General features: G+C 45.9%; 18 protein-coding genes. 9 read left to right on the forward strand and 9 right to left on the reverse strand.

What is annotated here, in order from left to right:
• The first annotated feature begins 123 nt into the window (after positions 1-123).
• Together GZN30_RS20280 and GZN30_RS20285 are read left to right on the forward strand one after the other, a co-directional pair.
• Complete coding sequence (locus GZN30_RS20280; protein ID WP_075648440.1) at positions 124-483, forward strand: MerR family transcriptional regulator; 360 nt, start codon at positions 124-126, stop codon at positions 481-483.
• Between the two features lie 45 nt (positions 484-528).
• Positions 529-1,101 carry an NAD(P)H-dependent oxidoreductase gene (locus tag GZN30_RS20285; RefSeq protein ID WP_075648442.1) on the forward strand — a complete coding sequence of 191 codons (573 nt, stop codon included), beginning with the start codon at positions 529-531 and terminating at the stop codon, positions 1,099-1,101.
• 60 nt (positions 1,102-1,161) lie between these two features.
• On the opposite strand, the gene GZN30_RS20290 is transcribed toward GZN30_RS20285, so the two are convergent.
• On the reverse strand, positions 1,162-1,701 hold the full coding sequence (locus GZN30_RS20290) for a TetR/AcrR family transcriptional regulator (RefSeq protein ID WP_075648444.1): 540 nt from the start codon (positions 1,699-1,701) through the stop codon (positions 1,162-1,164).
• 309 nt (positions 1,702-2,010) lie between these two features.
• Between GZN30_RS20290 and GZN30_RS20295 the strand changes: the two genes are divergently transcribed.
• From GZN30_RS20295 to GZN30_RS20305, 3 genes are all read left to right on the forward strand, one after another.
• Entirely contained in the window at positions 2,011-3,066 is a 1,056-nt protein-coding gene (locus GZN30_RS20295; protein ID WP_075648446.1) for an HlyD family secretion protein, read from the forward strand.
• Between the two features lie 21 nt (positions 3,067-3,087).
• Positions 3,088-4,611, forward strand: a complete 1,524-nt coding sequence (locus tag GZN30_RS20300; protein WP_197739803.1) for a DHA2 family efflux MFS transporter permease subunit — start codon at positions 3,088-3,090, stop codon at positions 4,609-4,611.
• Positions 4,612-4,813: 202 nt separating this feature from the next.
• Positions 4,814-5,416: a TetR/AcrR family transcriptional regulator gene (locus tag GZN30_RS20305; RefSeq protein ID WP_075648450.1), complete on the forward strand. Its 603-nt coding sequence runs from the start codon at positions 4,814-4,816 to the stop codon at positions 5,414-5,416.
• Positions 5,417-5,506: 90 nt separating this feature from the next.
• Here GZN30_RS20305 and GZN30_RS20310 read toward each other — a convergent pair whose 3' ends face one another.
• Both GZN30_RS20310 and GZN30_RS20315 read right to left on the reverse strand, forming a co-directional pair.
• The gene (locus GZN30_RS20310) at positions 5,507-7,054 is read right to left on the reverse strand and encodes an MFS transporter (protein WP_075648452.1); all 1,548 of its coding nucleotides are present in this window, start codon (positions 7,052-7,054) and stop codon (positions 5,507-5,509) included.
• 5 nt (positions 7,055-7,059) lie between these two features.
• Positions 7,060-8,073, reverse strand: coding sequence for an HlyD family secretion protein (locus tag GZN30_RS20315; protein ID WP_075648454.1), 1,014 nt, complete (start codon positions 8,071-8,073; stop codon positions 7,060-7,062).
• Between the two features lie 266 nt (positions 8,074-8,339).
• Between GZN30_RS20315 and GZN30_RS20320 the strand changes: the two genes are divergently transcribed.
• The gene (locus GZN30_RS20320; protein WP_075648456.1) at positions 8,340-9,734 is read left to right on the forward strand and encodes a glutamate decarboxylase; all 1,395 of its coding nucleotides are present in this window, start codon (positions 8,340-8,342) and stop codon (positions 9,732-9,734) included.
• Positions 9,735-9,796: 62 nt separating this feature from the next.
• On the forward strand, positions 9,797-11,524 hold the full coding sequence (locus GZN30_RS20325) for an aspartate:alanine exchanger family transporter (RefSeq protein ID WP_075648459.1): 1,728 nt from the start codon (positions 9,797-9,799) through the stop codon (positions 11,522-11,524).
• 82 nt (positions 11,525-11,606) lie between these two features.
• On the opposite strand, the gene GZN30_RS20330 is transcribed toward GZN30_RS20325, so the two are convergent.
• Complete coding sequence (locus tag GZN30_RS20330; protein WP_075648461.1) at positions 11,607-12,356, reverse strand: 5'-methylthioadenosine/adenosylhomocysteine nucleosidase; 750 nt, start codon at positions 12,354-12,356, stop codon at positions 11,607-11,609.
• 235 nt (positions 12,357-12,591) lie between these two features.
• On the opposite strand from GZN30_RS20330, the gene GZN30_RS20335 reads away from it, so the two are divergent.
• Entirely contained in the window at positions 12,592-14,142 is a 1,551-nt protein-coding gene (locus tag GZN30_RS20335; RefSeq protein WP_075648463.1) for a glutamate synthase-related protein, read from the forward strand.
• A 275-nt stretch (positions 14,143-14,417) separates the two neighbouring features.
• Here GZN30_RS20335 and GZN30_RS20340 read toward each other — a convergent pair whose 3' ends face one another.
• The 4 genes from GZN30_RS20340 to GZN30_RS20355 all read right to left on the reverse strand — a co-directional run bounded on the left by GZN30_RS20340 (position 14,418) and on the right by GZN30_RS20355 (position 18,937).
• A complete protein-coding gene (locus tag GZN30_RS20340) occupies positions 14,418-15,032 on the reverse strand; it encodes a trimeric intracellular cation channel family protein (RefSeq protein WP_075648465.1) in 615 nt (204 codons plus the stop codon).
• 56 nt (positions 15,033-15,088) lie between these two features.
• Entirely contained in the window at positions 15,089-16,309 is a 1,221-nt protein-coding gene (locus tag GZN30_RS20345) for an MFS transporter (protein ID WP_075648467.1), read from the reverse strand.
• A 57-nt stretch (positions 16,310-16,366) separates the two neighbouring features.
• Positions 16,367-17,530 carry a M20 aminoacylase family protein gene (locus GZN30_RS20350; RefSeq protein WP_075648469.1) on the reverse strand — a complete coding sequence of 388 codons (1,164 nt, stop codon included), beginning with the start codon at positions 17,528-17,530 and terminating at the stop codon, positions 16,367-16,369.
• Positions 17,531-17,605: 75 nt separating this feature from the next.
• Positions 17,606-18,937 (reverse strand): D-serine ammonia-lyase, encoded by a 1,332-nt coding sequence (locus GZN30_RS20355; protein WP_075648471.1) that lies wholly within the window; start codon positions 18,935-18,937, stop codon positions 17,606-17,608.
• Between the two features lie 283 nt (positions 18,938-19,220).
• Here GZN30_RS20355 and dsdC point away from each other — a divergent pair, with 283 nt between their 5' ends.
• Complete coding sequence (gene dsdC / locus GZN30_RS20360; RefSeq protein ID WP_075648472.1) at positions 19,221-20,174, forward strand: DNA-binding transcriptional regulator DsdC; 954 nt, start codon at positions 19,221-19,223, stop codon at positions 20,172-20,174.
• Positions 20,175-20,508: 334 nt separating this feature from the next.
• On the opposite strand, the gene GZN30_RS20365 is transcribed toward dsdC, so the two are convergent.
• Positions 20,509-21,462, reverse strand: coding sequence for a glycyl-radical enzyme activating protein (locus GZN30_RS20365; RefSeq protein WP_083627137.1), 954 nt, complete (start codon positions 21,460-21,462; stop codon positions 20,509-20,511).
• Positions 21,463-21,471 lie beyond the last annotated feature (9 nt).

Here is a 21,471-nt window from a genome sequence, read left to right on the forward strand (position 1 = left end):
GGGGAAGTCATTGCGTTTGTTAGCCCTGTATCAGTAAGGTGAAGAGTTCTACAAATCCGAAGTCGCTTATTACAAAATGTCGCTGCACATACCTCCAAAGCCACTCACGCCAAAGGGATAATTATGTATATCAAGCAAGCATCACAACTGACTGGTGCCACTCAAAGAGCAATTCGGCTCTATGAATCTCTCGGATTACTTGAAGTTGCGCGTTCAGGAAAGTACCGCATCTATAGCCAAGCTAATATCAATCTCATCAAGATCATTAAGGAAGCGCAAGCACTCGGCATCCATCTCTCTGATATGGTGGAGATGAAAAACAGCCAAGACGATTTTGACTGGCAGTTGGTGCATGACTTCTTGATTGATAAACATCAGCAAGTCGAAAAACAGATTATCGAACTCAAACAACAGCAACGACGAATCGAAGCGTGCAGAGCGTCCATCGATAATTGCTTAAAAGGGGTTGACTCTTACCCGTAGGTGAGAGTTTACACTGCATTTTTCAACGATATGGAAATGCAGAAAATGAAAAAAGTTCTCGTGATTAATGCCAACCCTAAATCAGACAGTTTGTGTAAAGCGCTTGCCGAGCGCTACGCATTAGCGGCATCCAACCAGCATCAAGTTGAGCTGATTCACCTCGACAATCTAGACTTTGCGATTAGCCTCGACCAAGGGTATGACACCAAAACAGCGCTCGAGCCAGACTTACTTCACTTTCAGCAGCAAGTTGAATGGGCAAATCACGTGGTCATTGTCAGCCCGGTTTGGTGGGGTACATTACCAGCCAAGTTTAAAGGGTTAATTGATCGAACTTTTTTACCCGGCTTTGCGTTTAAATATGTCAGCGGTAAAGCCATCCCCAAGAAGCTCCTAGAAGGGCGCACCTCACAGCTGATATTTACCCTCGACACTCCGCCCTTTTGGTATAAGTATATTAAAGGCAACGCAATCTATCGTGAGTTGAAACGTTCTATTTTAGACTTCTCTGGTATTAAGAATCAGTCTGCCACCTACTTTGGACCGGTGATCAGTTCAGATGATAAGACTCGCCAGGCATGGCTAGAAAAAACAGAGCAATTGGTGAATAACTGCTAGCACTTGTACAACAAAGGGCACATTGTGCCCTTTGCTTAGACTTGCTCGCTTGGTGTCGATTTAGCAATACTTCTTAATGAATTCTTGCTGTACTGCTTCAAGGGGGAAGTCATCATTTAAAAGATAATTGAGTGCAATCCCATCAATTTCTGCGACAAACATGCGGCTAATGACTGCTGGTTGCGGATGACCAAGGTAGTCAAACACCTCTTCTGCTCCCGCACGCAATGCGTCCATCCGCTCATCAATCAAATCAATCAGTAGTGCTCGCGTGGTAGGTTGCACCATGACATTGAAGTTAAACTGGTAAATCGCTCTGTGTTCCGGCACTGCCATACCGGCAAAAATCGCTTCTATCAGCGTTTTTAGTCTCTGTTTAGGATCTTCTACCGCGAGGAAGCTATCATCCGTTTCATCGATGATTTTAGTGATGTATTTAAATACTTCTCTAAGCAGTTCATTTTTATTTTTAAAGTGGTGGAAAACCAATCCTTTAGAGACTTCAGCCTCCTCACAAATCGCCGATACCGGTGTCTTTTCAAAGCCGTTTTTAGCAAACAACTGAAGCGCAACTTCGATGATTTGGTCTTTTTTGTCCATGTTTTCACTCACTTCTCAAACAAACTGACCACATGGTCAGTGGTGCGCAGTTTAATGATCTTTGCACTAAACTGTCAAACAGTATTCAGCAAATGAAACTCAAAACAATATGCCAAGGAAAACCAAGATAGCCTTCTTATTTTCCAAGTGTAAAGTAAATTGACCAGTCGCTGCGTTTCTTTTTTGCGCTAAGTCGTTGTTCGTGATGTGATCTAGATCTACTATCTTTGTAAGTAAATGTAACTAAGCAATTCTGCATCAAATTAAAACGTCCAAGCAATGGGCATACAATCGAGTTGGGTTATAACAATGAGTGAAAATACCGCCCCTTCCCATTTTCTCCGCAATCTTACTATTATGGTGATCTTCGCGGCGATCCTTGCAACCGCTGGCTATTTCTATGTACAGCACCAAAAAAATTACCCAAGTACTGATGATGCCTACGTACACGCCAATGTGATTTATATTGCGCCCCAAGTGAGTGGCAAAGTACTTAACGTCAATGTTTCTAACTATCAAGAAGTTAGCCAAGGTGACTTGCTCTACCAAATTGACCCAGCGCCTTTCCAAGCAAAGCTTGATGAAGCGCAAGCCGCATACGAAGTTGCAATCCAGAGTAATGCCGCCACTGATGATGCAATTCTTGCTGCCAGTGCCAATGTAAAAAGCACACTCGCCCTACTTGCCGATGCGCAATCCACTTACCGCCGCATCGATAACCTGGTTAAAAAACAACTGCTCCCAGCTCAACAACTGGATGACGCCAAAGCCAAACTCTCCAGCGCTGAAGAAAACGTGATTGCCGCACGCGCGAATATGTCGCAGTTGATTAAAGCACAAGGTGCACAAGGTGAAGCTGCGCCTGAAGTGAAACGCGCTGCTGCAGCCCTTAGCCAAGCCAGCCTTTCTCTCTCATACACCAACATCTTCGCACCTAGAGACGGTCACTTGGGTAAACTCAGTGCTCACGCAGGCAGCGTTGTTTCTCCAGGACAAGCGCTGGTTCCACTGGTTGAAAGCAATACCTTCTGGGTACAAGCCAACTTTAAAGAAACTCAGTTAGAGCGAATCACCACTGACATGCCAGTCAGCATCGAGTTAGATCTTTACCCAAATGCTGAGTACCACGGCACAGTGAAAGCGATCTCGCCAGCAAGTGGCTCGTCGTTCTCTCTATTACCACCGGAGAATGCCACCGGTAACTGGGTTAAAATTCCACAACGTTTCCCTATTTTGATCCACTTAACGGATGAGTCAGAACACCCAGCCTTCCCGCTTCGCGTTGGTGCAAGTGCAACTGTAACCGTAGATACAGTGACTCACTCTAGCTCAGCTTCAGCGTCACCTAGCCAACAAGAGCAATAATATATGGCGGAAATAGCACACATGGCGACCTCAGGAGATGAGGAAGCCAATGTTATGAGTGAGGGGACACGGAAGTTAGTCACACTCGCGGTTATGCTGTCCGCCATTATGGTGCTACTTGATATGACCATTGCCAATGTCGCCCTTCCTCACATGATGGGCGCGTTGGGGGTAACATCTGATCAAGTCACTTGGGTACTCACCTCCTACTCAATGGCAGAAGCAATCTTTATTCCTTTGGCGAGCTTTCTTGCACTGAAATTTGGTATCCGCCGATTGCTGCTGCTCTCCGTTAGCGGGTTTGTCATTACCTCGGCACTGTGTGGGCAAGCCGATACCATTGCTGAAATGGTGACTTTCCGCATCATGCAAGGTGCATTTGGTGCATCGGTGATTCCGCTTTCACAATCAATTATGGTGCAGATTTATCCAAAAAATCAGCGCGGTAAAGCGATGGCATTGTTCAGCGTTGGCGTACTACTTGGACCGATTCTTGGTCCTACACTCGGTGGCATTATCACCGAGAACATGGACTGGCGTTGGATCTTCTACGTTAACTTACCGATCGGTGCCATCTGTTTAGCGCTGCTGTATTTCTTCGTCAAACTTGATGGACGTGGTGAGAGTAAAATTGACTGGCCACTGGTGATTGCGATGACCATCGGTATCGGTTTGCTGCAAATGGTACTCGATAGAGGTAATGAAGAGTCTTGGTTCCAATCCAATGAAATCCTACTTGCGGCGATCATCAGTGGTATCGCGATCATCTTTTTTGTTGGGCGCTCAATTATGACCAAGGGCGACATTGCCCCTATCTGGTTATTGCGCGACCGCAACTTAGCTATGTCGTGTATCGTTATGGCCGGCTTCTCGATGGGGATGTTTGGCATCACGCAATTGCAACCAATGATGCTGGAGCAGCTGCTCAATTATCCGGTAGAAACCACCGGCTTTATGATGGCACCACGCGGGCTGACTTCGGCGATTGTTCTATTGGCGCTGGCGCGTTATATGGACCGCATCGATGCTCGCGTGCTGATCGTGATTGGTCTTTCGCTCAATGCCGCGGGTACCTATTTGATGACCCAATATTCAATGGACATCAATATCTACTGGATTTTACTGCCAAGTATTGTCCAAGGTGCGGGCATGGGCTTAGTGTTTGCGCCACTCAGCCAACTGGCTTACGCCACACTGGCACCAAAAGACACCATTGGTGGTGCGGTGGTGTTTAACTTGTGTCGAACCATCGGTGGCTCTTTTGGTATTTCGATAGTAAATACTTACTTTTCTCGCATTCAGCAGAAAGAGTGGAATGAGTTAGGCGGCGCACTTTCGCCAACTAATCCGGCCCTACAGCAAGCAGCACACGCCCAAGGCACGACGATTACCGATCCAACCTTTTTGGCGCAAATCCAAAACTTGTTGCATCAGCAATCTACCCTAACGGCGTTTGTTTATACCTTTGGCTTCTTGCTGTTCTCGTATTTGTGTTTGATTCCTCTGTTGGCGCTATTCAAACCGAAACCGAAAATGAATGACTAATAGACCGTACCTAGTCAACTATTCTTGGTAGACCGAGCAAAATAGCCACACAACGTGGCTATTTTTGTACGCCATCGTTGGAGTCCCCTCTCTCCTGAATGCAAAAGTTTCTATTGCATCACACACTTTTGACCCAAACCTTGTGTAGTCAGCACACATAAATGGTACTGTACCGAACAGTATTAATTTAAGGTCTAGGTTTATGCGAGCTTCCACTCAAGAAAAACGAACTCGAATCATCGAAGTTGCCACTAAACTGTTTATCGAACAAGGCTATAAAGACACCGCACTGGATCAAGTCGTGGCTATTTGTGGTGGGTCTAAGCAAACCCTTTATCGCTACTTTACCAACAAAGAAGGCTTGTTTGTTGAGGTGCTAAAGCACAATACCAAAACCACCTTAGAGTCTGCGTTTCAGCTATCCGATAAGCAGCATCAATCTGTACAACAAACGCTTGAAGAGTTCGCTATGGAATACCTCAAGGGTATCTGCTCAAACCCAATTTTGGGTCTGTACCGCATCATTTCCGCTGACTTTAACAAGCATGAATCGGTACCACATCAGTTCTGGTTTAATGGTCCGGTCAGCATTCGCCAATATTTGATTGAGTATCTCAAGTCAGACTTGGTATCTAGCCAACTTGCATTCAGCGACGTTGAGCTTGCCTGTGACCAATTATTAGGGCTCATTAAGCTCGATTATCAAAACATGGCGTTAATTGGGTTAGACCTGCCAGATGACACGACGCTTGAACAACATTGTCAGCAAGCCGTATCTGCATTTTTATCGCTGTATCGCCAATAAGCTATCGATTTATTCGAGACATAATAAAGGGGGAGCGTAAATTACACTCCCCCTTTTTAAACATTGCCCGTTGTTATCGGCTCTTTGCTACTAAGCCATCGCTGCGGCTTGCTTGGCTCGTTTAGCAACGATCTTTTTACCTATCAGTAGCACCGGCGCTAAGGCAACAATTGAGAAAATAAACACAATTAGTGAGTTGTTTAGTGCCAACGTTGTCGCTTGCTCTTTAACGACCATGCTCATCTGGCTCATACCCAATGACGACGACGGGATATGACCGTTGGTTAAAATCGCGCTACTCAATGCTTGCTCATAATTGGCAAAACCATTACTCGTACCGGCAAAAGTACGACCAATTTCACCGGATGCCTGCGCGCTATGATTTTGGATAACCCGCGAGAAAAACGCACCACCGATGACCCCACCAAAGGTTCTGAATAAATAGAAATTGCTGATTCCTTCAAGTCGCTGTTGCGGTTTGAAGTGCAGCAAAACGGCAATGGTCACTGAGACATTAAGCAGACCGATACCAAAGCCACGCAGCAACATTGGGATGAGCAAAGCATCCGTTCCGGCGTAGCTTGGTAGCTGACTGAAATCGTACACCGAGAGCAGAATCATCAGCACACCAAAAGGGACAAACGCATCAGCCAATGGTCGTTTGAAATAGAACACAACCACACTCAGTAGCATGCCAACTAACATGGTCATGAACGAAGGCACCTGCCAATAACCCGCATTGAGACTGTTGTACGCCAGCGCCATCTTGAGAAAATTATTGAATAACGCCGTACTCGCCATCACCGCAAAACCGGCTAAAAAGGCGTTGTACATAAATACGTTGGTTTTAAGGTCATCATGTAACTGCATCGAAGCGGTATTAAGTGAGCGCGTTCTCACCAAAATAAATATCACCGCCAACCCCAGCGCCGAAGCCACCACGACCCAATTCGCAAACCATTGCGAATCTAGCCAGTTATAATGCGAACCACGCATGAGCAGAAATACACTTAATGCCGCGGTCACCGCCAGCACAAGATAAACGGAGAATGATGATTTCAATTTTTCCGCTATCGTCACCTCACCTAACGGAAAGCATGCCGTGACAACCAATGCCGAAAAGAGTAACCAAGCAGAGACCACACAAAATAGCGACCAATGGTAATACTCGACGAACTGCGCCATTAACCATGGGTAGACGCCCATTGGAAGCAGGGTTGAAAACAATAAGGTGAAAGCAATGATCGCTGGTAAAAGCTGGTGTTCAAATCGCTCAAGTAGATAGAGGTTCACCACCACCAGCAATGCACTCATGGCGAAACCATTGCATAGCCATAGAAAGGCAAACAACCCTTCGCTTACCCCATGCCAATAGAAGATCGCACTGACGGCTAGACTAACCGACAAGGCGATACTTAAAACGTATTGACTACCGATGCGACGCGCCAAGATGGGAGTAAACATATACCCCAATATTTGGGCGATCATAAAACCGACTTTCACTCGCTCGACTTCATCCAAAGACAGACCAACAGACGCCGCCATATTAGAAGAAAGTTCGGTGAACATTGCTGAGTTGATGCCATAAGCGGCAATGACCACGGTTGCCACAAACAGCAAGGGTAAACGTGCTTTCATGATGATTAACCTTGCTGGGTAGTATCGATAGAAACCTGTGCAGATAACCCTGGGTAGACGCGCTGCTTCAACTCAGCAGGGATATCTAAAGCAATTTTTACTGGCACGCGCTGAACCACTTTGACGAAGTTACCAGTCGCGTTCTGTGGTGGCAGCAAGCTAAATTGTGCCCCCGTTGCTGGTGTAATAGAGCTAACATGACCACTAATTACGGTATCAGGATACATATCAAGTACCACATCAACGCGCTGACCCGCCGCCACATGCTCTAGTTGCGTCTCTTTGTAGTTCGCTTCGACCCAAACATAGTCTGGCACCATGACAATTAAGCCCATACCCGGTTGCACAAACTTACCCACTTGCACTTGTCTGTCGGCAACAAAACCATCAAAAGGGGCTTTAACTACGGTGCGCTCAAGTGCGATATCAACCAACTTGAGTTTAGCTTCTGCTTGTTTGTGTTGTGCCAGCAGTTGTTGATGCTCTGTGCGTAGCGCATCCAGTTGCTTTTTCTCCGCAGCCAGCGCTAATTTAGCCGTCTCTAAGTTACTATTGGCTTCAATCGCGCGAGTCTTTTGCGCCTCAAACTGATTACGACTTACTGACTGCTTCGCCACTAGGTTAGACAAGCGTTTATATTCTGAGTTTTGATGCTGAGCATTGGCTTGCGCGCTGGTGATCTTCTGCTTGGCTTGCTCAATTTTAACCAACTGCATATCGGTTTTGGTTTGGTTCGCTTCCAGCGCAGCATTCGCCACTTCAAGTGCCGATTTCGCGATCTCTTGATTGGCAATGAAATCCTCATCATCAATAGCAAACAGAGCGTCACCCTTTTTCACCCATTGGTTATCTTCAACAAAAATCTTGCTCACCTGACCACCGACTTCTGGTGAAATCGCCGTTACGTCTGAGTGAATGTAGGCGTTGTCAGTGGTAACCACATTCGGAGAGTAAAACTGCGTAGCAACCGCTGCCGCAGAGCCAATGATTAATGCCAAAGCAATGAGCTTTTTGTTCATGTTCGAAATCCTACTAAACTGGAATGCACAAACTGTACTGTACGGTACAGTATTAGTAAAGGGCAATTTGATCTTTTTCTCTTCATTGATCCTTGATGTTGGCTAACTCTCTTTATGCAAAAGGATCAATAACCAAAGGTGTAAATTTAATACTCACATCTAGCTAGAGATAAACTTATCGATCGGGGAGCATAATGAGTTAAACAGCACTATATTTTATCCAGTAAAGCTTAACTCCTAGGCTTTTATACCAGTAAGGATTTGATATGCCTCTACATAAGAAATCCACCCTTTCAGGGTCAGTTCTAGACGATGTTTACTCAGCAAAAGACCTCTCTGTCGTTATGCCCAAGTACCGTATTCCTGATAATGAACAAGCGGCAACGCACGCCTACCAAGTGGTACACGATGAGCTGATGCTTGATGGGAACTCGAGACAAAACTTAGCCACATTTTGTCAAACATGGGTTGAAGATGAAGTGCATACGCTGATGAACGAATGCATTGATAAAAACATGATTGATAAGGATGAATATCCGCAAACCGCTGAACTTGAATCACGCTGTGTCCATATGCTCGCTGATCTTTGGCATGCCCCTGATGCCGCGAACCCGATGGGTTGCTCTACCACCGGTTCCAGTGAAGCCGCCATGCTGGGTGGGATGGCGCTAAAATGGGCTTGGCGAGAAAAAATGAAAGCGCAAGGCAAACCAACGGATAAACCCAACTTGGTCTGTGGTCCGGTGCAAGTCTGCTGGCATAAGTTTGCCCGTTATTGGGATATCGAACTAAGAGAAATCCCGATGGAAGGCTCACGCCTTATCATGACGCCTGAAGAAGTCATTAAGCGCTGTGATGAAAATACCATCGGTGTTGTTCCTACCTTAGGGGTAACATTCACTTGTCAATATGAACCGGTAAAAGCGGTACACGAAGCACTCGATCGCCTACAAGAGGAAACAGGTCTCGACATTCCTATTCACGTCGATGGTGCCAGTGGTGGTTTTCTTGCGCCATTTTGCCAACCAGAGCTGGAATGGGATTTCCGTCTACCACGGGTAAAATCTATCAATGCTTCTGGTCACAAATTTGGTCTCGCCCCGCTCGGTGTGGGCTGGGTGGTATGGCGTGATGCTGAGGCGCTTCACCCTGATCTGATTTTCAACGTCAATTACTTAGGCGGCAACATGCCAACCTTCGCGCTGAACTTCTCGCGCCCTGGTGGTCAAATCGTCGCGCAATATTATAACTTCCTTCGTCTTGGACGTGAGGGCTACACCAAAATCCATAATGCCTGCTACGAGACGGCGCAATATCTTGCCAATGAAATTGAGCAGATGGGACCATTTGAGATCATCTATGATGGTCGCGGTGGGATTCCCGCCCTTAGCTGGACGTTAAAAGCGGGAGAAAATCCGGGCTTTAACCTCTATGACTTATCCGACCGTATTCGCTCACGTGGCTGGCAAATTGCCGCTTACGCGATGCCAGCCAATCGGGAAGATCTTGTCATTATGCGGATTCTGGTTCGTCATGGTTTTAGCCGCGATCTCGGCGATCTGCTGATCCAAGATCTCAAACATTGCGTCGAATTCTTCAAACAACATCCTGTCATCAACGGCAGCGATGCAGATGAATCCAGCAATTTCAATCACGGTTAATCTCTAACCAATGGTCAGGCTAGAGTCACGCTCTGCCTGACCATTCAAAATAAGGTGGGAATATGGAATTTCTATTTCATTATTTAGCCGCAAACCCGTTTGTGTTTCTCTTCCTTTCATTAGCGATTGGCTATCCATTAGGTAGTCTTAGTCTAAAAGGGGTCAGCTTAGGCACAACAGCCGGTACCTTGGTGGTTGGGGTGTTACTCGCCCTCGCTTCATACTCAATTTATGGTCTTAAGATCGCCGAGCCTGGGCTCGTCTCTGACATCTTCCTAATGATGTTTATGTATGCGATTGGGATGAAAGTGGGACCGCAGTTCTTCTCGGGACTTGCTCGAGGCGGGATTGATTTTGTGGTGATTGGTTTAATCGTCGTATTCAGTAACTTCGCTATCGTGATGCTTGGGGCAAAAATGCTCGGTCTTGAGCCAGGATATGCTGCTGGCATCATCTCTGGAAGTTACACCGTCACGGCAGTGATGGGAGTAGCCCAATCGGCGATTGATTCTGGCGCATTTAAAATACCAGCAGGCATGACCGCCGATCATATCAGCGCGAATATCGCCGCTGGCTACGCGATTAGCTATGTCCTTTCTACTGTGCTTATCATCCTCTTGATCAAATACTTACCTGCCATGTTTGGCATTGATCCAGTCAAAGCAGGTAAAGATGCAGAGGCTGAGTTTTCGACCGGTGGCGATAACGAAAAGCTACCAAGTACTTTTGGCTTCTCCGATTCAGGCATACTGCCAATCGATGTTCGCGCTTATCAAGTTACCCATGAAGAATTGGTGGGACAAACCGTCAATGATCTGTTCCAACAGTTCCCAGATGCAGCCATCCTCAAAGTCGTGCGTGGAGATCAAGTCATTGATGCCGCCGATAATCCGACTCTACAAATGGGCGACATCATCGGCATTCGTGGTGAATATCGAGTACTTATCGCCGAAGGTGAAACGGATATCGGTAACGAAGTCGATGAACCGCGTGCACGTAATGTCGATATCGAAGTAGCTGACATTCACCTTGGTAAATCCATTCATGCTGGCAAAGCGTTGTCAGAGCTGCATGGGGATGTGGGTTTTGGTGTCTACTTCAAAGCGCTATTCAGACAAGGGCATCAACTGCCATTATTGCCACAAACCCAAGTAGAAGTGGGCGATGTTATCCGAGTCGCGGGTTCAAAATGGTGTGTTGACCAAACCGCCAAAAAACTCAATGGCGTGGCGATTGTGGAAAGTACGGTCACCGAGACGTTCTACCTCGCACTGGCACTCTTGATTGGCTATGTCTGTGGTCACTTCAGTGTCAGCATCATGGGTATCCCTTTTGCACTCGGCACTTCAGCTGGCTGTATGCTAACAGGGATCATCTTCTCCTTCCTTCGTACACGCAACCCTACCTTTGGTGGACCAATGAGCGAAGGGGCAAGAAGCTTTTTGCAAGATATCGGTTTGAACCTATTTGTTGCCGTGCTTGCAGCGAATGTCGGTCCGAAAATTTTGGAGTCGTTTCAAGGCACCATTGTTATCAAAATCGCGCTATTGGGCGTTACGGCAGCGTTAGTTCCTCCACTGCTTGCTTGGCTCTACGGTTTGTACATTAGAAAGATGAACCCAGCGATTCTTGCCGGCGCCTGTGCCGGGGGGCGAAACAGCACACCAGCAATGAAGGGAGCGCAAGACGCAACCCAAAGCGATATGCCAGCCATCGGCTATCCCGTACCATACGCCTTAACCTCAGTGATCGTGTTGATTCTGGGTTATATCGCGATGGTTATCGGCTAATTGTAAGAGCAAGAAACGAAAAAGGCTCGGTATTCGACAATAAATCGGATACCGAGCCTTTTCTTTTTTAGTGCGGAACGGGTTATTTCATCATCTCAAGAATGATCGCGACTGAGTTGTCTGCTGTCGCTTTTTTCATTTCTTCATAAGTCAAAGCTGCAGAGCCGTCAGCTTTATCAGAAATAGTGCGGATAACGACATAAGGAATATCAAATTGATCAGCGACTTGTGCCAGTGCAGCCCCTTCCATCTCAACCGCTTTGGCATTGAATTCTTTGTACAGGTAAGCCACTTTTGCTTTGTCTGCAATAAACTGGTCGCCAGAAACAATCGTACCTGTGGTGACGAGATCTTTACCCAACACAGTTTGCGCTGATTTAAGCGCATGCTTTACCAATGCATCAGACGGTAAGAATTCACGACTATCAAAGCCATCCAACAAGCCCATTGGCGCGCCAAACACAGTCAGGTCAACGTCGTGCTGCACGAGTGCTGTCGAAATTACTACATCCATTGGATCGAGCTCTGGTGCACTCGCCCCCGCGATACCAGTGAAAACAATTGAATCCACACCAAACTCTGTGGCTAATAAGGTGGTCGTTAGCGCGGCATTCACCTTACCGACACCTGATTTAGTCACAACGACAGGCTTTCCGTTGAGTTGACCGATATGGAACAAGTGTTTACCAATCGTCTTCTGTTCAACATTGGTGAGTTTAGGCAGTAGACCTTCAATTTCCACATCCATCGCGCCAACAATAGCGGTACGCTCTGAAGCAGCGGTCACGTTAAAAGAAAGAAGGGTCAGAAAAAGGGCAAAAAAGCGAAACATAAAGTAATCTCCTCGATAGGGCGCGAATCATACTTTACAAATCGCTCAATAACAAACGATTGCGCAATCGTTTGCTTTAAAATAATCACCCAGTGAGAATTGGTGAATATCGCAGCGGAAATCGCTCATCTCTCACCCTTGTTCATTCTCTCGTTACTTTCAAATCTCAGCCAAGAATCTACGCTTTAAAGAAAGTCATCGTTTAGGTGGCATCAAAAACAAAGGAAGTAGAGTGATGAGCAAACCCGTGATCGCAGATAACAAGCCTATCAAGGTTGAACTAACACAAGGTCAGGAGTATTACTTCTGCACCTGTGGACTCTCCAGCAACCAACCTTATTGTGATGGCTCCCATTCTAGTACCGACTTCAAACCCAAAAGCTTTGTTGCCGAAGAGAGTGGCGATGCTTATCTTTGTCGTTGTAAACATTCCAATGACCTCCCCTTTTGTGATGGTAGCCATAAACAATTTAGCGCCGAGCAAGTGGGACAAGAAGGACCGGGCGTACAAATCCAGTCCGCAGAAAAAGCCCCCTCTGCCACCGCTACCGTCGAAGAACCCACCGTGGAGTTTATTCACCAATTAGCCCGAGAAGGACTAAGCAAAATGGGACATCATGGTCCTATGACATCGATGGGTGTACCTCGCCATCTACTGCCACATTGGGATGATATTCAGGTGATGGTGGCGCAAATGGCGACGAAACCGCTACAAGAAGATGTACCTGTCAGTAGCGAGCTAGTCATTGGTCCAAATGCGAAAAAGCCGCTCAAGCTTGCGATACCGTTACTGGTTTCAGATATGAGCTTTGGCTCGCTGTCCCAAGAAGCCAAGGTGTCATTAGCCACTGGCGCTGAATTAGCTGGGACAGGCATCTGTTCGGGTGAAGGCGGCATGCTGCCTGAAGAGCAAGCCGCTAACTCTCGTTACTTTTATGAGCTCGCCAGCGCCAAGTTTGGCTACAGCGAAGATAAGTTAAAGCGGGTGCAGGCGTTCCATTTTAAAGGTGGGCAAGGTGCTAAAACTGGCACCGGCGGGCACTTACCAGGCGCAAAGAACATCGGCAAGATTGCCGAAGTGCGCGGCATTGAAGCCGGTACCGCGGCGATCTCCCCTCCGACATTTGCCGACCTACATAGCGTGGCAGACTTCAAACGGTTTGCAGATCGTGTTCGTGAAGTCACGGGAGGCATCCCGATTGGTTTCAAACTCAGTGCCAATCACATCGAGCAAGATATCCAATTCGCTCTCGATGCAAGTGCGGATTACATTATCTTAGATGGTCGTGGCGGCGGTACAGGTGCTGCACCTGCTATGTTTCGCGACCATATCAGTGTGCCGACCATTCCAGCCTTAGCCAGAGCGAGAGCCTATCTGGATAAAGTGGGCGCGAGTGGCAATGTCACACTGATCATCACAGGTGGCTTGCGCGTCCCAATGGACTTTGTCAAAGCACTGGCACTGGGTGCAGACGGTATTGCCATTTCCAACAGCGCGATGCAATCGATAGGCTGCGTGGCAGCAAGAATGTGTAATACCAATAACTGCCCCGCAGGCATTGCGACTCAAAAAGCCGACTTACGCCAGAGACTGAATGTGGAAAAAGCCTCACACCAATTGAAAAATTTCTTTGAAGCGTCAACAGAATTAATGAAAGTGATGGCGCGTGCTTGCGGGCACAGTAATCTCAGTGATTTTAACCACGATGATCTCGCCACTTGGAATCGAGAAATGGCGCAACTGTCAGGTATTCGTTATTCAGGAATAATACCTTTAGGCAACTAATCTTGTTCCATGTTTTTGTTTAGGGAAGTGGCGAGTATGCGCTTCCCTTTTGATTAACAATACGAATGGGTCAAAGGGTTGTTTGTACCGCTTAAAACGATGAAGGCTATTTTGACTAGAAGATATTGAATGTTTTTTACGATATACGGAGATGACACACCATTTAAACATTGCTTAACAACCAAGCGCCCAAATTCGAAACTGTATTTAAACATAAAAATCCCCCAACAATCGGTTGTCCAACTGTTGGAGGTCAGTTTTAAATGGTATTTTTTTTATTTATCAGAATATGCCAGTGGTAATGACCAATTAAACAACATTGATGCAAGCCTAATTATAAGTGTCACAACCACACACATAGAGAAAGATGTCATGTTGTCTACACCAACATTCAGAGCCATGGCATATGTCATACCACCAATTAGGCAGGACGTCGCGTATATTTCTTTTTTAAGTACGCTAGCCACTTCACCTGTTAGCGAATCTCTAAGGATTCCCCCTCCGCATCCTGTAATTACTCCCATGGTCGTTGCTACTACATATGAATCTTGAAACTGCATTGCCTTATCAAATCCAATTCCAACGAACACGGCTAGACCAACTGCGTCACAAATGACCAATAGCCAGTTTGGTATGGTCTTCTTGTTTCGAACAAGAATGAGTGAAGCAATGCATGTAATTAAGATTGTCCAAAGGTATGTGTTGTCATTCATCCAAAATACAGGGGTAGCACCAAGTGCAACGTCACGAATCGTTCCGCCTCCAATTGCAGTTAGACCACCAAGGACAACAGCGCCAAACGCGTCCATTCTGAAGCGTGAAGCAACCAACACACCAGATATCGCAAAAATTGCAGTGCCGAATATATCGAAGAAGTAAATTAATGACATATAAAGAATGTACCAAAGAAAAGCCCTCTTTCGAGAGCTTCTTTATCAATTAGAATTTAGACAGCTTCGCTGGCTACTAACGGCTTTTCAGCTTTCGACTTAGGGAACATCATCTGAGCCAAGATAGGACAAACCACCAGAATCACAAGAACGTAGTAGAACGCACTAACAAAGCTGCCAGTCATATCTACTAAGTATCCAACTATCTGTGTGTTTACCGTAGCCAAAATGTACGACGCAAGCCAGAACGTAGACATAGCAAACATGATTGTGTTTGTTGATGGGTTCTTAAGAAGTTCACGAGGTAGAGAGAAGATGAAACTGAACCAAGAAGACAGCATCATACCCGCACCAAACGCACCAGCGACAATAATGTACTCATTTGAGCCAAAGAACATCATGTAAGTTGTAACCGCCATTATTACTGAGGTGACAGCAAACAGCTTCTTGTATTGAACGCCTTTGCCTTTCAGCCAAATAGATAGTGCCGCACCAACAACAATACCAATCTGGTTAATTGAAGGGGCAAGGTAAGCAATACTGTCTGCAGGAAGATTTGCATACTCTGCATAGTAAGTCGGCAGGTATGTGAATGGCACTAGGAGCATTAGCAAGCCTCCAACATACTGAATGATCATGCTCCAAACTACACGAGACTTAACAACGGTCTTAATCTCTGCACGCTTCTCTTCTGGCGTCGGCTCTTGACCTTTTTCTTGTTTAAAATCCTTGAAGAAGACGACCCAAGCAACAGCAAATGCAAGCGTGATCCAACCGTAAGACGCTAAAAGTGTTTTCCAGCCACCAGCAAATTCGATTAGAGGCGCTGCAAACATAAGAACAATCGCAGAACCGATAACGTTAGGAATACCATTGATACTGTTAAGCTTCGCTCCCGTTTTTGCATCAAAATAGTGGGCCACCACAGGTACCATTGATACTAGGCACATCGCGCCACCCAAACCATTTAGAAATCTGATTAGAACAAGCGTGTAAAAGTTATCAGTAAATGGGACGAGCACTGCTGTACCAACTAAAAGTAATGCAAGAAGGTAGGATCTTTTGATCCCAAGCTTGTAGGTAACAACGGCAATGCCAAGCGCACCAAGAATTTTCGCCCAAAGAATTGCGTTGGTCATCATAGCTGACTCGGAAACACCCACACCATAGTCCTGCATGATTTGCGCACCAACCGCGCCAGTGGTACTCCAGCTCGCACCAAACACGAGATAAACTGCGAACATTAAAAATTCGACAATGTATTTTTCTGATTTCATAGATTGACCTTATTTTATCTTGCCACCCCTGCTGCTAGAGGCGGTGGCTATAGTTGCTTATTTAGCAGGAAGGTTGTGCTCAACTAACTTCACAAACATTGATGCACCAAGTGGAATGATGCTGTCATTAAAGTCGTAAGATGGGTTGTGTAGAGACGCCCCCTCGTTGCCAACGAAGAAGTAGCAACCTTCAATCTCTTGAAGCATCCAAGAGAAGTCTTCGCTGCCAGATAGTGGTCGGCAATCAGCGTTAACCTTGTCTTCTCCAATTAGGTTCGCCGCTATCTTAGCAACAAGTTTGGCCTGTTCTGGATTGTTAACCGTCGCAGGACAACTACCGTCACGAACGAGAAGAGTTGCTTTAGCACCGTGCGCTTGGGCTGTCATTTCAACAATCTCTTTTAGTCGCTTAAGCGTAAGTTGGCGAATGCCTTCATCAAATGCACGAACGCAGCCTTTTAAGGTCGCCGTTTTAGGCATGATGTTGTAAGTACCAGAACCTGCATGCACGTCGGCAAAAGAGAGAACTACCGACTCTAACGGTGATACGTTACGAGATACGATAGTGTGCGCAGCCATGATGATGTGGCTCATAACCAACGGACAGTCAATCATGCTTTCTGGCATTGCCGCATGACCACCCTTGCCTACAATCTCAATATCGAATCGGTCACAGCTTGCCTCAATTGCCCCTTCACGAAGCCAAATGTGACCTTCCGGTACGTGCGGCATGTTGTGCTGTCCATAAATAACATCACAAGGGAATCGTTCGAATAGACCGTCGTCGATCATAGTCTTTGAACCAGTAAGCTCTTCCTCTGCTGTTTGGAAAATGAAGTGAACCGTTCCGCTAAATTCTCGATCTTGCGATAAGTACCATGCCGCAGCTAAAAGCGTTGCCATATGACCGTCATGACCGCAAGCATGCATAACACCGCTATTTTTTGATGCATGTTCGAAATCATTAAGCTCTTCCATTGCTAAAGCATCCATATCAGCGCGAAGACCAACAGCCTTTTCTGATGGATATTTTCCCTTAAGTACACCAACTAAGCCCGTGCCACCAATGCCAGTATGCACCTCGTCGAATCCGAAACTCTCAAGCATTTTAGCGATCTTCTTTGCCGTTTCATGTTCTTTGTAGCTAATCTCTGGATACATGTGGAACTCACGTCGCCACTCTGCAAACATGGATTTGTTGATCTCTATTTCTTTTATCATTGTGGGTACTCTTTGCTATTGGAATTATTAGGAATTTCTTAAAAGGAGCGCTACTCTGCGCTCCATTTTGATTTACTATCGGGCTGACTTCGTTAGGTACGCCGTCATTTCTTCTGCCGGAACCATGCCGCCACCAGTAGCCCATACAAGGTGTGTTGCGTTCTCTAGCATCTCCGCTGTAAAACCCATTCGCTCTTGGTAACCTTTATCCTTTGATACGTGAACAGGACCAACCATGCCAGATAGTGCTGAAGGCTCTAATTGCACATTCTCTAGCTCTGAAAGGTCGCCCAAGTGCTTGTACATGTTCTCGTCCGTAATTGTGTAGAAGCCATCAAGCAGACGCTCCATTGCACGACCAACAAAACCAGAAGCACGACCAACCGCTAGACCGTCTGCTGCCGTGATGTTATCGATGCCAAGATCTTGAACAGAGATATCGTCATGCAGACCTGTATAAACGCCAAGCAGCATGCAAGGAGAGTGCGTGGGTTCTGCAAAAATACAACGGACATTGTCACCAAATGCGAGCTTGAGACCGAATGCAACTCCGCCCGGACCACCACCTACACCGCACGGCAGGTAAACGAACAATGGATTGTTGCTATCAACTTTGATACCCATATCTTCAAACTGCTTCTTAAGTCGCTCACCAGCAACTGAGTAACCTAGAAAAAGGTTTCTTGAATTCTCATCATCGATGAAGAAACACTTTGGGTCACCTTTCGCATCTTCGCGACCTTTCTCAACAGCAACGCCGTAATCTTGCTCGTACTCCACAACTGTTACACCTAAAGAACGAAGCTTGTTCTTCTTCCACGTTCTCGCGTCAGCTGACATGTGAACACTTACCTGAAAGCCAAGCTTTGCACTGATGATACCAATGGACATACCTAAGTTACCCGTAGAGCCCACTGCGATACTGTGTTCGCTAAAGAACGCCTTAAGCTCATTCGAGTAAAGCTTTTCGTAATTGTCTTCCACTGAAAGCAGCCCAGCATTAATCGCTAGCTCTTCAGCGTGTTTAAGAACCTCATAAATGCCACCTCGCGCCTTGATAGAGCCAGAGATTGGAAGATGGCTGTCTTTCTTCATTAGCATCTTGCCAGAGATTTTTACCCCGTAGTGACCGCATAAATGCTTCTGCATTGCAGGAATTGCTTGAACCTCAGATTCAATAATGCCATTGGTTGCCTCCAGTTCAGGGAATGCTTTACACAAGTATGGCGCGAAGCGCTTAAGTCGTTCACTTGCGTCCTGAACGTCATTTTCATCAAGTCCCACGTAAGGAAGACCAACCTCAAGAGTTGTTGCATTTGGATTAAACCAAACTAGTTCTTCTAAGTTCATGAGGTTGTGTAGAAGTGGGAAGCTAGAAGTAAGCTCGGCTAGTTTCTCTGGGTTCATTTCTATCTCTTTATTTTGTGATTAAGGAGCAAAGTTGTATATCAAGTAGTGGAGCAACTTTTAATATTGCTATGGGGTATAATTTTCGGGTTATCCGACAGAACGGTCAAACGATCAAAATTCACAACTAAGTTGAGCTAGATTGAAACAAGAAGGGGATGACTTCACATTTTTTGTCTTTATTGGGTATTTTCGTTAAAACTTGAGCATTTTGCGTGTTTCTGGCTGTTGCTGATAGTATTCTAGCTCACCACTAAGTTGGCACTTTCACCATGTATCTACCATGTACACAAATAACAGTAACCGAACTAAAGATTGGGCATTGAGCAGCCACCAACTATCAAAACTTCATACTTTTGAGGCTGCCGCACGTCACCAATCATTCTCACTGGCTGCTGAGGAACTTTCTCTAACTCCTAGCGCAGTTAGCCACCGGATCAATATTCTTGAAGAAGAACTTGGATTTAAGCTTTTCCATCGATATCACCGAAAGATAAAGATCACCAGTGAAGGAGAGCGTGTTTATTCTTCATTGTATTCTTCACTGCAAGCAATAAACCAAGAGATTAGTGAAATCAAAAGCAGCGAACTTTCCGGTCAGCTATCTATATACTCCAGGCCATCCATTGCTCAGTGCTGGCTAGTTCCTAAGCTGACTGATTTCTACAAGAAATATCCGCTGATAGACCTAAACATCCTTACGGGCAATGAATACATTAACTTCAACAATTACAACGTTGATGTTGCTATCTACTATGATGACAAGACCCCTGAAGGCATCCATCACGAAAAACTAATGAGCGAATCAATTGTCGCTGTGTGTAGCCCTCAATATGCGGAAGATCACCAGCTCATAGGCTGCGTTGACGCTCTTGCTAACTGCACTTTGCTATACGACAAGCAGGCTTGGGATTACAAGTCAGAATTTAGTGAATGGTCGTTTTGGGCAGAGTCGTTTGGTATCGATTGGTTGGATGATTGTCGCAAAGTTGGCTTTGACCGTTCAGACCTATCGATTATTTCAGCAATAAATCATGGTGGCGTGGCCATTGGACGTAGTCGATTGATAGATAAGCATATTGAAAGCGGGGTTCTGGTTAAGCCCTTCCCAAACCTAGAACTTAATTGTAAGCACGACTATTACGCTATCACCCCTTACATGAGCCAAAGTCCAAGAGTTAAAGTCTTTGTTGAGTGGCTTATAGAGAAAGCACAAGAGGACAACATCAACCTTTGATGCCAATAACAGATCTATCTTTGGCTAATAATGCTTATTCAAACAATAGTTTCCTGAACAATCCTCAAAGACGGTCAAAATCCGATAACTTCTCAAATAGATAGGATTGAAACCGGTCGGACAACACCTACGCATAAAAAGCGCCTTTCTGGTTACTCTTTGGCAAGGCAAAGAGTAACTGGACCGCTTACGAATAAGCTCATGGGATGTGCATGAGTAATAAGCGGGACATACTCCATCGCGACTACTTAACAACTATTAAAAGCGAGATTCCCGCATGCGCGAGAATGACAATGTTTTAGTTCAGCAGACACTAAAAAACAAAGCTCCCTCTTTAACTCAACGTCACCTCGACTTCCCCATAGCTTCGGATCTTCTCAAGCCACTGATTAACCAACTCATCCTCAGGAAGTTCGGCTTCTACGCTGTATTCACGACCAATCTCGGTCGCTTTGCCTTTACCAAAATTATGATACGGCAGCACTTCCACCTTCTGAATATTTGCCATCGACTCACCAAGGTGCGCGATTGCAGCAAAGTGTTGATCGGAGAGGTTATAACCTGGGATGATCGGGCAGCGCAAAATCACCTGCGCGCCAATCTCATTTAACAACTTAAGGTTGGCATCAACCAGCTTACGCGTCATACCGGTAAGTTGTTTATGTAGCGTGTCGCCTGTCGCCTTATAGTCAAACAAAAACAGATCCACATACGGGGCAATGTCGCGGTAATGATCTGCTTTAGACGCACCGTTGGTTTCAATGCAAACATGAATACCATGCTGCTTGCACTTTTTCGCCAGCGCTAAACAGAAATCAAACTGCTTTAACGCCTCGCCACCAGAAAGCGTAATGCCGCCGCCTGATTTATCAAAGTAGACTTTGTCTTTAATCACTTCGGCAAATACTTCATCGACCGACATTTCTCTGCCGTAAATTTTTAGCGCGTCCTGCATACAGGCATCAACGCACAACCCACACGCTTGGCAAACGCCAAAGTCGACTAAATGCAGCCCTTGTTCGGTAAAACTGTGCACACCGTTAGGGCAGACTTGCTCACAGCTGCGGCAACCAATGCATTTTTGCGCATTAAAGGCCAACTGCTTTTTACCACTCAGTGATTCAGGGTTATGGCACCACAAACACTTCATTTGACAGCCTTTCATAAACACAGCAGTGCGCACACCCGGGCCATCATTGACACTGAACTTTTGAATATCAAATACAATACCCATAGGTTGGGTGGCAGTGGTCGCCGTGGTTTGATTGGTAGCAGAATTGGTTGGCATAGCGAGCCT

Origin of the sequence: Vibrio ponticus (genome assembly GCF_009938225.1) — a bacterium.
Lineage (GTDB): Bacteria > Pseudomonadota > Gammaproteobacteria > Enterobacterales > Vibrionaceae > Vibrio > Vibrio ponticus.